The sequence below is a fragment of the Nostoc sp. FACHB-133 genome (genome assembly GCF_014698055.1).
Taxonomy (GTDB): domain Bacteria; phylum Cyanobacteriota; class Cyanobacteriia; order Cyanobacteriales; family Nostocaceae; genus Nostoc.
In genome coordinates, this window is the sequence record NZ_JACJSH010000063.1 from 1 (window position 1) to 15,097 (window position 15,097).

The following is a 15,097-nucleotide window of genomic DNA, read 5'->3' on the forward strand; positions in this document are numbered from 1 at the left end:
TGCAAATAATGTGGTTTTGAGACCCCCCTTATTTGCAGTTAATGTGGTTTCAAAATCGCCTTGTTTGCGGTTTGAAGCGTTTATGTTTGCAGTTCGCTACATCTAATGCTGGCGAAATAGTTTGCACCCAGAGCATGAGTTTTGATGCAGCTGCGAATGCTGGAATTATTCAGCCATTGCAAGAGTTTATCGCTATTGCTGGCACTGAAACTGAGCCAGAAATAAATGCCCATGAGGAACTGGTAAGAGTATTGCAAATTAAACAAACTAGCTGGAGAAATGCTCCGGCGTTGCGCGATCGCATTAAACGGTGGGTGGAGAAAACTGATGGTGTAGTTATAGGGGAGAATGGCCCGGAGTTGCAATTAGAGGAGTGAGTAAACTTTCCCGATTTCGGGAATATTTGACGAACTTCAATGCTGGTGAAATCGCTTGCATCTAGGTTTGCTACGGGTCAGTTAGGCGAACTTCTTGACAGAATGGCACTAAGTTAAGCTGAAGGGTATGCAGCGTAATATCTCTTCACCCGGTTTTCTGCGCGAATGCTACTCATACCCTGTTTCGTGTTTATCCACGCCAAGTAAGTGGTAATTTATTGGTACAAAAATACTAAAAAGATCATGACTATTTTTCGAGCCAATCACGACAAACAAAATCCTTATGTAACGCTTGACAAAAAAATTATAAACAATCCTAACCTTTCATTTAAAGCTAAGGGAATACTTACATACTTGCTTTCTAAGCCTCCTGGATGGCAAGTGCGGATTTCAGATATTCAAAAACACTCCACGGATGGACGCGAGTCAATAATCTCTGGACTCCGAGAACTAGAAAATGCTGGGTACTTTTCTCGTGTTCAGAAACGGGATCAGTCTGGTAGGTTTACCAAATCCAAAACTGATATTTACGAAGACCCAGGTTTACAAGTAACCCCAGATTTGCAGTATAAACATACACATCAATCATCTAGTCACCGTGAACGAGTTTATCCAGAAACCGAAAACCCGATTACGGATTTTCCATTATCGGATTCTCCGAACTCGGATTCTCCATTTTCGGAAAATCCGTCCTTATTAATTAATGAATTAGGAACTAATAAAGATCAATTAAAGATTTCAATAAATAATAGTTTGAGTAAGTATGGATTTAGTAAAGCAGACATACACACACAACCCTCTATAACAATCCTTCCAGATCAAGTTTTAATGCCTCAAGAAGGAACGGAAAACAAGAATAAGAGTAAAACATATCAACCCACAAATTCAAAAGGTTTAAAAGGAATTTCAAGGCAAGAAGAACAATCACTCAAGAAGACAAATATTCCGGCGGCGCAAATGTCATCAAATTTTGACAATAAAGCCGATAGGGGTGCCGAGCTAGCGGATAAAGCTCGTCTTGGTGAGGAGTTAACGCGCCCAGAATTATTGGAGCTTGCAGAATTTTACGGAATATTGCAATTAGTACCGCTTTATCGCCATTCTGGAAAAATCTTTAACAGCAAACCTCAAGATATCAAGGATGAATTTATTGAGTTTCTGAGGTACTACTCATTTAAAAGTACTTCAGATATCAGCTTTGTAACTAACAGCATCAGAAAGGCGGAACTTACTCTTGACCATTGGGGTTCTCTCATGATATGGGTTAATACTTGGCAAGAACAAGTCGCTTCTAAATCAAAATCTTAAGAAGATGTTTTAAAAGTGATTGGCTGTAATTTTAGGCACTTGTTGATCTCCCCTAACCCCCTTTAAAAAAGGGGAACCAGAATCAAAGTCCCCCAATTTATCAGGGGATTTAGGGGAATCTAAAACGTTTTGCTACCGAGCAGAAGACTTTTAAAACATCCTCTTACATTCAAAAGTCAGCCAGATTAGGATTTGCACGATTCAACCAAGGTTATTTGTAAGCTAATCCTAGATTTATGCATAGGCTTTGTCAGAGCGGGATGCACTCTGACTCTGATTTTCCCGATATCGGGAATTTTCGTTCCAGTTCTTTATCACTGCGATCGCAATGCAAAATTCATGCCCACAGTGAAAATTAAGGAGGTTATCTGGATTGATGGGAGCGTTCTGGTGGTATTCTACACACCTGGAAAATGCTGGCAGTTTAGAGTAATTAGCTCTACGGGTGAAGTCTTTACTATACAGCCCTTGCCGCTTTGAACGCTGGGCGCAGTTGGTTAGGATTGCCTGGGGTTTGATCACTTCCAGCAATCATCCCCGTACATAACTTTTTGACTGGCATCGGGCTTGGATCTAATGCACCAACCTTGGCTGACCCGCCAGCGATCGTAAGCGATAGTGCCAATCATTAAAATCAATGTTGCGATGCCAACAACTGTGGCTACTTTTTTCCATCTGAACTCTTGCTTGGCTGTATTCATCTAACTTAGATATTTTATTGTTTGTTGAACTGTGGATAAGCGATTTAGGGGATGTTGTGGAGTGCTTGCATCCCGTCACGGGCAACGACTGGTCAACTCGCTGTGATATCGATCAATATTTGAACGACTCAAGGATTTGTTACCTTCACTTGTTGCAATTTCCTGGGCTGCTTGGTCATAGCAGTTACTACTGCTGGAATTATCGGAAGAACCCCTGAGAATTAAACCAATTCCAAAAGGAGCTAAACAAATCATGGAGACAACCAAAAGCCCCCAAACAATCATGGTCTTTTCGTTCTGATTCGGCTCTTGATTTGTCATAACATTTATCGTAGTTGGCATGGGACTGGACTGGGACTGGGACTATACCAAAGCTACCCAAAATCAACTTACTAACAACAATATGTAGATTACATAGATGAAGATATTTTCTTGTTATATCTAGATGAGCCAATCAGTCGCACCTACATGAACTGCTGTGAGCAAGGTTATCTATACGGGGAGATATAGCATAAGAATGAAAAAGACCTCTGAACTTCCCTTAACCTTCAGAGATATAATTCCCCACATTCACATTGGACAATGCTATTACAACGCCTTCCTTGTGGCTGACGTTTATCCTTTAATTGAATATGTGGAAGGCTGCATATTTAACGGCGAGGAGTGGATACAACACGCCTGGAATCGGCTCAATAGTGAAGAGTTTGATTTAACTTACCAAATTCATCTGCCCCATCTACTGTAGGCATCACCATGCCAAAAAATGTTTTTTGTACGCTAAGAGTAATGCATTACTGCATTACTGCATTACTGCATTACTCTTCAACGTCAGCTAAAGCTTCATCGAGCAGTAATCTGACAATCTCAACCTTTTTTTTGCTAGTCTTAGCAGCCAGTAGGGATAATTTCCGATGCATTGACTCTGGTAAATCCACCGTCAGGCGAACGGTTGCTTCTTTTTTAGGTGGAGTCTCAAATAAGTCTTGCAGCTTCTTGTCTCTTTTGGGTTTCTGTTGTGCTGGTGAAACAGGAGGATCGGAGGTGTCGGCTTCGCTGCCATAGACAAATTTTTTAGCAGCGTCCTCGCTATCTAGTGGTTTACGTTTTGTCATTTCAGCAGTTTAATAATTTCTTTGAATAATTGTTCAAATTCAGCAGCAGCATCACTCGCACCAGAACCCTTTAAACCGAAAACTGTAGTTCCCTGTCCAAAAGAGTCGGCTATTGCTTGTCTTTGATGCACTGTCGTTTTTAAGGCAGTAGCAGTGGAAATGTTATTAATTAGAGAAACTGCTTCATCTTTTAGTCGAGTTCCTTTAGACGCACGATTGATAAATATCGCGGCTTTTGGCAATCCACCGCGTACTGATTGAGCCTGTTTTATTAACCTAATGGCATCACTGGCAGCATCTAGGTCTAAACCTGAAGGCTGGCAGGGAATAACTGCCAAATCGGTACGAAATAAAATCGCTCTACTGCTTTCAGCCAACCCCGGTGGCGCATCAATCACTAGGAAGTCAGTTTGTGCAGCTAACTCAGGAATTTTGTCTAACAAATCATCGGGCGTAGTCAATATAGTTACAGGGATGGGGTTGCCCATTGCTGTCACCCATTTTGAACATGATTTCTGGGGGTCACTGTCTACGATCTGTACTTTCTTCTTTTTGGCATATAACCAAAAGGCGAAGTGCAGGCTCGTTGTGCTTTTTCCTGCGCCGCCCTTCTCGTTTATTAGTGAGATAATCGGCATAATTTACTTAATGCAGTAATGCAGTAATGCAGTAATGACTTAAAAAGTATTGATAGCCTAAGTATAACTGTAAGTTACCAAGAGTAAAAAATTGGCACTGCCTTATCTCATCATGCTTAAATCAACACAAGATATACTGACAAAGCATTAGTCTTAGAAACTAGGCTGAATCGGTTTAACAGGGCAATGGAGATTTAGCGGCGATCGCAGATTATTTAAAGGAGTAGTATTTTAGTGGCGCGTGGTCAGAAAAAAACCGAATCAAAAAATGGTAACGGAGCTAAATTAAGTTTTAAGCAAACCCTGTGGGCTGCTGCGGATAAGCTGCGGGGTAATAGTCATTTGGATGTAGCCGAGTATAAGCACGTCGTCTTGGGGCTGATTTTTCTGAAATATATTTCCGATGCCTTCAGTGAACTTTATGATATCCTCGCTGCTCAACCCTATGCTGACCCAGAAGACCGCGACGAGTACACGGCTGAAAATGTGTTCTGGGTTCCCAAGGAAGCACGATGGTCATTTCTGCAAGCCAACGCTAAACAACCTACGATTGATAAATTGCTAGATGAGGCGATGGATGCGATTGAGAAAGAAAATCCATCACTCAAAGGCGTATTACACAAAGATTGCAACAAGCCAGCCCTGGATAAACAACTGCTGGGAGAAATCATTGACCTAATTGCCAAGATTGGTTTAGGAGATGCAGAAAGCCATTCAAAAGATATTTTGGGTGAAGTTTACGAATACTTTCTGGGGCAGTTTGCTAATACGGAAGGTAAAAGAGGTGGACAGTCTTATACACCCCGTTGTGTGGTGCAGCTGTTAGTCGAAATGATTGAACCCTACAAAGGGCGGATTTATGACCCTTGTTGCGGTTCTGGTGGAATGTTTGTGCAGTCAGAGAAATTTGTAGAAGCGCACGGCGGGAAGGTTGGCGATATTTTTATTTATGGGCAAGAATCCAACCCGACAACTTGGAAGCTGTGCAAGATGAATCTGGTACTGCGTGGAATTGAAGGGAATATGGGCGATCGCAATGCTGACACTTTCCATAGTGATTTGCACAAAGACTTCAAAGCTGATTTTATTCTGGCGAATCCTCCCTTTAATATGAGTGATTGGGGTGGGGAGAGGTTACGAGAAGATACGCGATGGAAGTATGGCACACCACCTGTAGGTAATGCCAACTATGGTTGGGTACAGCAGATAATTCACCATTTAGCACCCAATGGTATTGCTGGTTTTGTGTTGGCGAATGGTTCGATGAGTTCTAACCAGTCGGGAGAGGGTGATATTCGCAAAGCTATTATTAATGCGAATTTAGTTGATTGTATGGTGGCGTTGCCAGGGCAGTTATTTTACAACACTCAGATTCCCGCTTGTTTGTGGTTTTTGGCACGGAATAAGAAAAATGGCAAGTTCCGCGATCACACTAGGGAAACATTATTTATAGATGCGCGGAAGATGGGAGTTTTACTTGACAGAGTACACCGGGAATTGACGGTTGAAGACATAAAGCGGATTGCCCAAATTTACCATGCTTGGCGAGGTGAGAAGGAAGCGGGGGAGTATGAGGATATTCCTGGTTTTTGTAAGAGTACCAAGTTAGAGGACATTGTTTCAAATAATTATGTTCTCGCGCCAGGTTTATATGTGGAGGCTGAGGGTATTGAGGAGGTTGAATTTAATTCAGAGCTATCTACTGAATCAAATCATGAACTTCCTCTTAATAAAGTAAAGCAACTAGTACATTTTTCACTTTTTCTTCCAGACCGATTTCATGCTCTCCAAAAACGTGGTCAAGATATGTTAAATAGTATTGTTGTTCCAGTCAGCGAAAGCTTGAATCGGCTTGATGAGATTTTTCTTGATATGTCTGCTGCTGGGAGAGGTGCTTTTTTGGTACTTCGAGGAGATTCAGGTTCTGGTAAATCTACATTCTTAAACACACTTCATCTATTTCGGACTGGTATTAAAATAGTTTCAATTTCATCAGAAGATTCTATTTTTCAAAGTTTAAAAATTATAGAAACTTCGGATGTGGGCTTAACTAAAATACAAATACTTGTTATTGAAGGACGAGAAGCACTTACAGATTTATCTCAAGAACAATTAGAGAAAGACATTCATTCTATTAACAGCTTTATTCGGTCTACTACTGGTGAAAGAACATTAGTTGTTTGGTTATGCAACACTGATGAACTTCAGAAGTTCGTTATAGAATTGGCTTTAAAAATAGGCTCTGACTCACTTCTCGGAGTAGGAGAACCTAGTTATCAATTCACAGGTCCACCAAAAAAAGATTACTTAGATATTGCAAAACGTACTATTAGCACTCTAAATGAGGGTGCTTCTCTAATAGACTTAGGAATTTCAGAAAAACGTGCGATAGACTTAGTTAGTAATGCTAAAACTATTGGATTCTACTTAAGTCTTCTCCGTCAGGAACTTCTTAGAAATCAAACGAGTTTCAAGTCTTTATTAGCTAAAGAACAATGCCGAATGTGGGTTGTAGTAATTACAGGGAATGATCGTGAGGATTTTGTTGCATCATTGACTAGAGGACGTTCTTCAACGGCTGATATTGACCGTTTAATGGTTGCAACAGAAGCTAATATAGTAAAAGAAATTAAAACTTATTCTGACAAAACTGGTATTCTTGCAACAACATTAGACGTTAGAATTATTCATCTGCCTATATTAACTGCACTTGCTATTGCTCGAAAATATGCTGATAAAGACCTTGAAGGAAAAATGAAAGTAAGAGGTATGAGTACTAAACAAGATTTAACAGCAGAGGAGCGACTGACAAAAAGTGACCTAGCCAAAGCGTTTGAATCACTACCTATGGGTCTTGCTATACCTGGGAGAAAACCAGTCGATAGTACTAAGGAGGCATTTGATAAATTATTGAGAATTACTCAAGATGATGATGCTTTAGTTAATAAAACTATTGGTAGAGCATTGAAAGCCTGTGATTTAATTGATTCTTTTGAAACTGAAGTTGATTTTGGTGAAGGTTTGACTCGCAAAACTGATATATGTTGTCAGAGTCAATTAGGTTTAGTCCGACTGGAACTCATGTGGCGAAAAAATACTAGCCGTGCTGAGATAGCTAATTATGTACTAACTAAACTATACAACTATGCTAAAGCCATTGGTCATCTTTAATCTCAATGATTAAGAATAAGATTTCAATTTAATAATTTTATAATTTCCTGTCCCTGTTTTTTAATTTAGTTTTTACTCAACACTAAAAGTTTTTTAGCTTTATTCCTCGGCTGACTGCTATCCTAAAAGCTGCTGGAATCCATCTAGATTACCTTGAGCAAGTAACTGCATGATGCTGGCATCAAATGCCCGTTTAAATTCTGGGTCAGATGCGTAACGTTTGTACAAGTCGAGTTCGCGTTTGCGTTCTCTGTTGATAGCTTGTTTAATTAATTCTTCTAAAGCGAGGCGGCGATTTTGTTCATCTGGGTTGTTGACAACTTGATTTTGGTAATAGGGGTTGTCAATTACGTGTCTAGCTATATTAATGAATTTTACCCGTTGTTCTTGTGGAGTAGCATCCCAGCCTGTAAAAAATCGATTATTAAAGGCGGATATGATTTCATCAAGGGGGTCTCTTTGCGGTGCATCGTCATGGTAGCCGCGTAAATTGGAGTTTTGCGGGTCAATTTCAGATTCCGAAGCATCGAGTTCAATGGTGTGATTTAATTTAACTCGCTCTATGCCATAGGTAGAGAGGTCTACACTTTCCAGGAGTTCATCAAGTTGGTCTTGGTCGGGGTTTTTAACTGCAAGCTTGGGAATAAGGAATTTAAGGAACCAGTGCAGCATTTCCCACTGGATGTTGTTATAAGGAATGATACAGGCTACCTGACTGTAGATTTTAACGAACTGTTTTGCTTTGATTTTAAAGTCGATTTTTGCTTCGTCTTCGAGTCCTAATTCTGCGTTGAAACGAGATGCGGGGGTGTCGATGAGAGGACTGAGTTGTTCAGCTTCGGCTTTGTTGAAAAATAATTCGTTGAATTGCTCGACTTCATACCATTCGTAAACACCCACATCATCTAAAACTTCCTTGAGATCGTGGAGGACATTTACATCGGTAGGTTCGCTCAGGGATGTGGCAGTATAAAATGGGTCAAAAGCGATTTTGATGTTGCTGACGGTGTTGTAAAAATCGAGAACGAAGGTATCTTGTTTACCCATCTTATCGTTGCAACGATTGAGGCGAGATAGGGTTTGCACTGCCAGCACTGACTGCAATTTTTTATCAACATACATACTGTGTAGCAGGGGTTCGTCAAACCCAATAAGAAATTTATTTGCAACCACCAAGATTTTGTAATCGTCTTTTTTAAATTCATCGGAAATATCTTTGCTGGGGAAGCCGTTGATGATGTCTTCGGTATATTCAATGCCGTCTACTATTTTTTTCCCAGAGAAGGCGATGATTGCTTTAAAAGGTGCGTTCGCCTGTTTTAACAGTTCACGGATGGCGAAGAAGTAGCGAATGGTGGTTTCAATGTTGCGGGTAACGACCATCGCTTTGGCCTTGCCCTTGAGCTTTTTGGGCACCCATACCTGTTCGATAAAATGAGTAACCATAATATCGGCTTTAGTACCAATGGTTTGTTTATGTCCTTCCACATAAGCCCGGAGTTTTTTCTGGGCTTTGGCAGTGTCAAAGATGGGATTATCTAAGATGGATTTTTGAATTTCGTAATAGCTTTTGTAAGTGGTGTAATTGGCTAGTACGTCAAGAATAAAGCCTTCTTCGATCGCTTGTTTCATTGAGTAGAGATGAAATGGCACGAACTTACCGTCTGCCATGCGCCGACCGAATTTTTCTAAAGTTGCGTTTTTGGGTGTGGCAGTAAAAGCAAAGTAGGAAGCATTTTTACCAACTTTGCGCCCAGACATTGCTTTGAGAATTTTGTCTTGTAAATCTTCGGGTTCTTCCTCATCCTCTTCTTTAGCGAGAGTCATATTCAAGTTATCAGCAGCCTTTCCGCTTTGTGATGAGTGAGCCTCATCGATAATTACAGCAAAAGTACTACTGCTCAAATCTTCAATGCCATCAACGATAAAGGGGAATTTTTGAATTGTAGTAATAATAATTTTTTTACCGTTCTCTAGAGCAATTTTTAATTCTTGGGCATTGGTGGCATGAGCAACAATGTTTTTTACTTGAGAGAAATCTTTAATATTATCTTTGAGTTGCCTATCAAGAATACGTCTATCTGTGACAACCACAACCGAATCAAACAGGGGACTATCTGCACCTTTGGCGTAGAGTTCGATTAACTGATATGCCGTCCAGGTGATGGAATTAGATTTACCCGATCCTGCGGAATGCTGAATTAAATAAGTCTGTCCTGTGCCCCGTGTTCGGGCATCTGTGAGGAGTTGACGAACGACATCAAGTTGGTGATAACGGGGGAAATAAAGGTTTTTTTGAGCAAGGGGTGTTTTGGTATCACCGGGGATGAGAATGGCGAAGTGTTCAATAATGTTGGTGAAACTTTGGCGGGTGAGAATAGATTCCCATAAGTATGCAGATTTGTGACCATTTGGGTTGGGTGGGTTGCCCTTGCCAAAATTAAAACCTTTATTGAAGGGTAGAAAGTAAGTTTTCTCACGGTCTAATTTTGTTGTCATCCACACTTCATCGGTATCAACAGCAAAGTGGACTAGACAACGACTAAATTGCAGCAGTGGTTCTTGGGGATTGCGGTCTTCGCGGTATTGTTTTTTGGCGTGGTAAACAGTTTGACCCGTCCAGAGGTTTTTCAATTCCATCGTGGCGATCGCTAAACCATTCAGAAATAGCACAATATCAATGGATAACCCTGCATCGCTTTCAGAGTAATGTACTTGGCAGGTAATCGAAAAGATATTTTTTTCAAAGTTCTCTAAAACAGCCGGATTTGTATCGTTGTAGGGGAGGCTGTAAAGCAAGGTCAGGTGAGCATCATCGATGGATAATCCTTTTTTAAGAACAGAGAGGATGCCATCTTTTTTGATTTTGCGATCGCAACGTTCGAGAATTAGCCGTTGCCAGTTGGGACGGTCTTTGAGTTTGGCCAGTTCTTCGGGCTGGGTAGTTTCTAAGAAGTGCCAGAACTTCTCCCGGTCGATAGCAAACTCCCGGTCAAAATCTGCGGGGTTTCCTTCTTGGTAGCCAGCGTGTTCAACGAGTGCAGTCTTGATACAGTTTTCCAATGCTTGCTCGTTGGTTTGGCTGACCATAGGAAATCCGTTATATTTTATACGAGTATTTTTCCTATGATAATTCTTTATAGCTGAGTGTGCTATGTATCTAAGCGATCGCAAATTCAGTGAGTGCGCGTTTACTAGGGTGATGGAAGCCTAAAATAATATCGGCTTTGGGGATACCTGCTGCCAACAGGTCATCAACAATCCCTAAGTCGGTGCTGTCTTCTTCCACCCAAATTTTACCATTTTGAATTTGAAGGTATAAAATAATGTGTTGCACTCGTTTTTTCCCATCCCAACCGCACCGCAGCCACAGGTATTGGTCGCGTTGTTCGTCTAAAATCAGCCGATCAGCTACGCTGGGCGGAACGCCATCGCTAATTCTAGTTTCTGTGGTGTTAGCGGTTTGAGAATTGGCCATCTCATAGTATTTTTTAATGGTTTCTTGGATAGCATGGCGATAGCGGGTTAATGTATCCATTGCACGATTTGCTCCTGTTGAGTATCTACGACAATTAATTGCAGGTTGTTTTGGCGGGTAATGAGTTGGACTGATGGACGTTGAAAAAAGTTGAAATAAACAATGTCGTCAATTGCTAAGTACAAATTATATTCAGGTTCGCTGACTTGGATGAGGTTGCGATAGACGATGTACTGTCCAAGGGCGTTGTGGAAGTCGTACATCTGAGATTTACCCACAAAGCTTTTAATTTCGACAACAATTTTCTGCCCCTGGCGTTCTGCGGCGATAGGTTTTTCTGCGGCTAAGTCAGCGTACAGTTCAGCGTCTTCATATTTAATTATGTAAGGGTCAGCGATTATCAGCCACCCATCTTTAATCAGAGCATTTTTTACAGCATCGTGATAGAGGTCTTTGGCTGGCATGGGGTAAGATTTTTAGGCGTGAGGTTTGGGTTCTGGGAACATAACAATCAAGTCGCCGCGCAATAGTTCAATGGGCTAGTTGTCAAAGATACCTGCTTCTATTGTGGTGATAGCGTTCAATTGTCCATTGATAGGTCGTTACGGTCAGTTTAGTTTGATTTTAGTCTCTGAGGCAATTTTGCGGTTAAAAGTTGCAGGGGAGTCTTAAAAGTTTCCCTTTAGACTTTAATTTCTCCGGTGACGGCATTAGATATTAAAATTTGTTTGAATTCTTTTAAGGTTTCGATTACTCGATATTGTTGGGCGATTACTTCATCAATTTCGGCGGTAGTCCTATCAATAAAAGCAACTATTCGTTGTTGTTCTTCAAACGGTGGATATGGAATTTTAATATTTCCAAATTCATCAAAATATAATCGAAGACGCATCTCCATAATGCCCTTCGAGTGCTGCTTTAACTTGCTAGTACAGATTGGATTTCGGAAAAGATAATGATAGAATTTGCTGTCAACTGGCTTGGATGCTCTTAAGATATCATACGCAGGGCTAGTAACACCATCGTATTCAGAAACACCAATTGCTCCCATCCATGCTAATAATTTATTGACAATGATGTCACCTTTTTTAACGAACCAGTAACCATCTGTTGTAGATGCCTTATTACCTCTTTCTTCTAATTCTTTTCTAGGCTTAACTCCAATATCTGAATAGACTGAAAGCAATTCTTCGCTATTATTCTTTGGAGCAGGTTCAGTGACAAGCCGAAAAATATTTTTTGTTCTTATAATTTCCCAATGTTCAGGAACTTCTCCTATCCACTCAACACCACTCTCACGCATGGGTGCTTTAGGATTTATCCCTTGAGTGACAGCTTGATTTATGATAACGGCTTTTTGCTCTTGCAGTAGTTTTATGAGACGCTGTTTTTTGGAGATCGCTTCATCGATTTCGGCAGTAGTGCGCTCTAGAAAAGCAACTATTCGTTGTTGTTCCTCAATTGGAGGGCATAAAGATACTATATCGTTAAATTCTTCTGAATACAGTCTATAAAAGCCAACAACAATTCCCTTAACTTTTCTATTTAACTCTGAAATATATGTAGGAGTTTTGAAAAGATGTTCAAAGTATTTTGGCTCCATTTTAGAATTAATTAGTCTAAAAATAGAGTAGTCAGGACTAACTAAGCCATTACAAGGAGCTACAGAAAATACACCTAGATGAGCTTTAAGTCTGTTGAGAACAATATCATTTTTAAGACATAGTTTAGCTCCTTCGTATGACTCAGACTGGAGTGTTTTAGCTTCAACACTACTAGGGATAAGACCAAGTTTTTGGCTCATCATCAAATGAGTTTCATTACCAGTTAAGGAACGTTCATTTGGTTCTATAAAAAGATAACGATTACGAAGAACTTTCCAATGTGATGGAATCTTGCCAAGTTCTGCAACCTCACTATATTTATAACTCTCATACTTCGGGAAAGCCATTACTCTACCTCCCCAAAAATTACCAACCGTTTTAACAACCCTTCTGTCTCACGTTCCAATTGCAAAATCTCCGCCGTTACTTCCTCTAGTGTTCTCAACGGCTTGTGCTGATAAAAATACTTATTAAAACTAATCTCATAGCCAATCTGTGTTTTATCCAAAGCAATCCACGCATCAGACACATGGGGACGCACTTCCCGCACAAAGTAATCGTGTATTTGTTCTTTTAACGGCACATTTTCCGTATCCCGCAACTCACTATCAGATTCATACTCAACCCATTCCCCTGCTTTGTTCCCAGTCCAATAACCATAATCGGGTAATTTATCCTCAGTGGTTCCCAACTTTGTTAATAAATCACTCAGTTGATTACCTTTTAATTTATGTACCTTCTTCACCACCCTTTCGGCGTTCTCATCCCGCCAACTGACAGCATTTAAAATCTGATTTTTCTCACTGTTGGTTAGCTTAATATCCAACAACTTCAACGCTGTATCAACAGCAATTACAAATACATTAAAATCGAGTGATAATTCATCCTCCACCGCTTCCATTAAACGCTCTCCCACAATCATGAGATTGCATTGTGCTTCCCAAGTCTTGGGCGATAATAAATCTTTCTTAGCTTTGGGGGATAAAGAAATTTCTTCACTCTCGATATAGTCCTCAATCGCCTTTTTATGCACCTCTAATTTTGTATAAATCTCATCACCCCATTGCTCATAAGCCCATGCCATCACCTCACGCAGCCCAGGCACATAACGCAACGTAGCCACCCGTTCCGGTGTAAATTGCGCCGCCAGTCGTAAAGGGCGTTCCACTGTAATTTTGTAAAAACCAAAGTCTTTGTTATCAAAAACTTTAGAAATACCTTGATTGGGCATTTCTAAATAAAGCTGGGTGATTTTTTCAATATGCTCATTTGCAAACTCGCAATTCTTCGCTCCCAAATTCTTGCGTAATTTTTGATAAAGTTCTGACGCATCAATCAATTGCACCTTGCCCTTTCGCTGAGGTACTTTGTTGTTAGACAGAACCCAAATATATGTTGTAATGCCAGTGTTGTAGAAGAAATTACTCGGCAACTGGATAATTGCTTCTAACCAGTCATTTTCAATAATGTAGCGGCGAATATTACTTTCTCCACTACCTGCATCCCCGGTAAACAGCGAAGAACCATTGTGAACTGAAGCAATGCGGCTTCCCAAAGGACTCTCATCTAGCCGCTTCATTTTGCTGACCATATCCATCAAAAACAGCAATTGCCCATCAGATGATCGCGGAATCGCTGGAACTACTTCTAATTCACCTTTAAAATTTTTAAGTAACACCTCGAAGCGACCGTCTAAAACATCCTTACCATCGAGAATGTATTTTTGGTCTGACTTATACGACTTCCCATAGGGCGGATTTGACAACATAAAGTCAAACCGCAGACTGCTAAATTCATCCGTTGCTAGTGTCGAACCAAACTTGATGTTCTCCGGGTCGTTGCCCTTAATCATCATGTCCGACTTGCAAATCGCGTAGGTTTCGCCGTTTACTTCTTTGCCATAGAGATAAACCGCCGCCTGCGATTTAATTTCCCCTTCTGAAACGGTAATAAAATCCTGGGATTCCGTCAGCATTCCTCCAGAACCACAAGCCCCGTCATACACCGTAATTACTGGCGGTAGTTTATCCTTGACTGGGATAAACAACAGGTGAGTCATCAATTCAATAACTTTGCGGGGGGTGAAGTGTTCACCGGCTTCTTCGTTATTTTCTTCGTTAAACTTGCGGATTAATTCTTCAAATACATAACCCATTCCCAGGTTACTCAGTCCTGGTAGTTTTCGCCCATCCGGGTCTAGGGTATCGTGGGGACTCAGGTTGATATAAGGTGAGGTAAATTTCTCCAGCACATCCAACAACACATCCGCCTGCACTAAGCGCCGGATTTGGTTGCGTAGCTCAAATTTATCGATAATTTCCTTAACGTTATCGCTAAACCCATCTAGGTAAGCCTTGAAATTCGCTTCTAAAATTTGGCGATTATTAGAAGCAGTCTTGACCAATTTCTTTAATGTCCAATCAGAGGTATTGTAAAACACATAGCCTGATGCTTCCCGCAAGCCGATGGAGTCAAGCACCGTAAAACCCGCTTCCTCGCGCTGAAACCGCACTTCTTCCAGCACTGCATCTTTCGTCTCCTCTAACAAACAATCCAACCGCCGCAGGACAAACATCGGCAGAATTACATCCCGGTACTTACCCCGCACATATAGATCCCGCAGACAATCATTAGCGATTGACCAAATAAAAGAAACGTTTTTGTTTTGCAGTGATAAATCCATCTAAAAAGTAACCGGGGCGTATAGC

Annotated in this window: 14 protein-coding genes; 4 read left to right on the forward strand and 10 right to left on the reverse strand. The window is 40.7% G+C overall.

What is annotated here, in order from left to right; translation table 11 throughout:
• Positions 1–41 precede the first annotated feature (41 nt).
• Together H6G86_RS31220 and H6G86_RS31225 are read left to right on the forward strand one after the other, a co-directional pair.
• The gene (locus H6G86_RS31220; protein WP_190937569.1) at positions 42–377 is read left to right on the forward strand and encodes a hypothetical protein; all 336 of its coding nucleotides are present in this window, start codon (positions 42–44) and stop codon (positions 375–377) included.
• Positions 378–620: 243 nt separating this feature from the next.
• Positions 621–1,685 (forward strand): hypothetical protein, encoded by a 1,065-nt coding sequence (locus H6G86_RS31225; protein WP_190937570.1) that lies wholly within the window; start codon positions 621–623, stop codon positions 1,683–1,685.
• 234 nt (positions 1,686–1,919) lie between these two features.
• Here the strand turns inward: H6G86_RS31225 and H6G86_RS31230 are convergent, their stop codons facing one another.
• From H6G86_RS31230 to H6G86_RS31240, 3 genes are all read right to left on the reverse strand, one after another.
• Positions 1,920–2,207 (reverse strand): hypothetical protein, encoded by a 288-nt coding sequence (locus H6G86_RS31230; protein ID WP_190937571.1) that lies wholly within the window; start codon positions 2,205–2,207, stop codon positions 1,920–1,922.
• Positions 2,204–2,386 carry a hypothetical protein gene (locus tag H6G86_RS31235; RefSeq protein ID WP_190937572.1) on the reverse strand — a complete coding sequence of 61 codons (183 nt, stop codon included), beginning with the start codon at positions 2,384–2,386 and terminating at the stop codon, positions 2,204–2,206. Before H6G86_RS31235 ends, H6G86_RS31230 begins: the two co-directional genes overlap by 4 nt.
• 75 nt (positions 2,387–2,461) lie before the next feature.
• On the reverse strand, positions 2,462–2,707 hold the full coding sequence (locus tag H6G86_RS31240) for a hypothetical protein (protein ID WP_190937573.1): 246 nt from the start codon (positions 2,705–2,707) through the stop codon (positions 2,462–2,464).
• Between the two features lie 196 nt (positions 2,708–2,903).
• Between H6G86_RS31240 and H6G86_RS31245 the strand changes: the two genes are divergently transcribed.
• A complete protein-coding gene (locus H6G86_RS31245; RefSeq protein WP_190937574.1) occupies positions 2,904–3,131 on the forward strand; it encodes a hypothetical protein in 228 nt (75 codons plus the stop codon).
• Positions 3,132–3,201: 70 nt separating this feature from the next.
• On the opposite strand, the gene H6G86_RS31250 is transcribed toward H6G86_RS31245, so the two are convergent.
• Positions 3,202–3,498 carry a YlcI/YnfO family protein gene (locus tag H6G86_RS31250; RefSeq protein ID WP_190937575.1) on the reverse strand — a complete coding sequence of 99 codons (297 nt, stop codon included), beginning with the start codon at positions 3,496–3,498 and terminating at the stop codon, positions 3,202–3,204.
• Positions 3,495–4,136 carry an AAA family ATPase gene (locus H6G86_RS31255; protein ID WP_190937576.1) on the reverse strand — a complete coding sequence of 214 codons (642 nt, stop codon included), beginning with the start codon at positions 4,134–4,136 and terminating at the stop codon, positions 3,495–3,497. Before H6G86_RS31255 ends, H6G86_RS31250 begins: the two co-directional genes overlap by 4 nt.
• 234 nt (positions 4,137–4,370) lie before the next feature.
• On the opposite strand from H6G86_RS31255, the gene H6G86_RS31260 reads away from it, so the two are divergent.
• On the forward strand, positions 4,371–7,307 hold the full coding sequence (locus tag H6G86_RS31260) for an N-6 DNA methylase (protein WP_190937577.1): 2,937 nt from the start codon (positions 4,371–4,373) through the stop codon (positions 7,305–7,307).
• A 117-nt stretch (positions 7,308–7,424) separates the two neighbouring features.
• On the opposite strand, the gene H6G86_RS31265 is transcribed toward H6G86_RS31260, so the two are convergent.
• From H6G86_RS31265 to H6G86_RS31285, 5 genes are all read right to left on the reverse strand, one after another.
• Complete coding sequence (locus H6G86_RS31265; protein WP_190937578.1) at positions 7,425–10,397, reverse strand: type I restriction endonuclease subunit R; 2,973 nt, start codon at positions 10,395–10,397, stop codon at positions 7,425–7,427.
• Positions 10,398–10,467: 70 nt separating this feature from the next.
• Positions 10,468–10,845 (reverse strand): XisI protein, encoded by a 378-nt coding sequence (locus tag H6G86_RS31270; RefSeq protein ID WP_190937579.1) that lies wholly within the window; start codon positions 10,843–10,845, stop codon positions 10,468–10,470.
• The gene (locus H6G86_RS31275; RefSeq protein ID WP_190937580.1) at positions 10,833–11,249 is read right to left on the reverse strand and encodes a XisH family protein; all 417 of its coding nucleotides are present in this window, start codon (positions 11,247–11,249) and stop codon (positions 10,833–10,835) included. The genes H6G86_RS31270 and H6G86_RS31275 overlap by 13 nt, the downstream gene beginning before the upstream one ends.
• Positions 11,250–11,467: 218 nt before the next feature.
• Positions 11,468–12,736, reverse strand: coding sequence for a restriction endonuclease subunit S (locus tag H6G86_RS31280; RefSeq protein ID WP_190937581.1), 1,269 nt, complete (start codon positions 12,734–12,736; stop codon positions 11,468–11,470).
• Positions 12,736–15,072, reverse strand: a complete 2,337-nt coding sequence (locus H6G86_RS31285; RefSeq protein WP_190937582.1) for a type I restriction-modification system subunit M — start codon at positions 15,070–15,072, stop codon at positions 12,736–12,738. Before H6G86_RS31285 ends, H6G86_RS31280 begins: the two co-directional genes overlap by 1 nt.
• Positions 15,073–15,097: the final 25 nt, after the last annotated feature.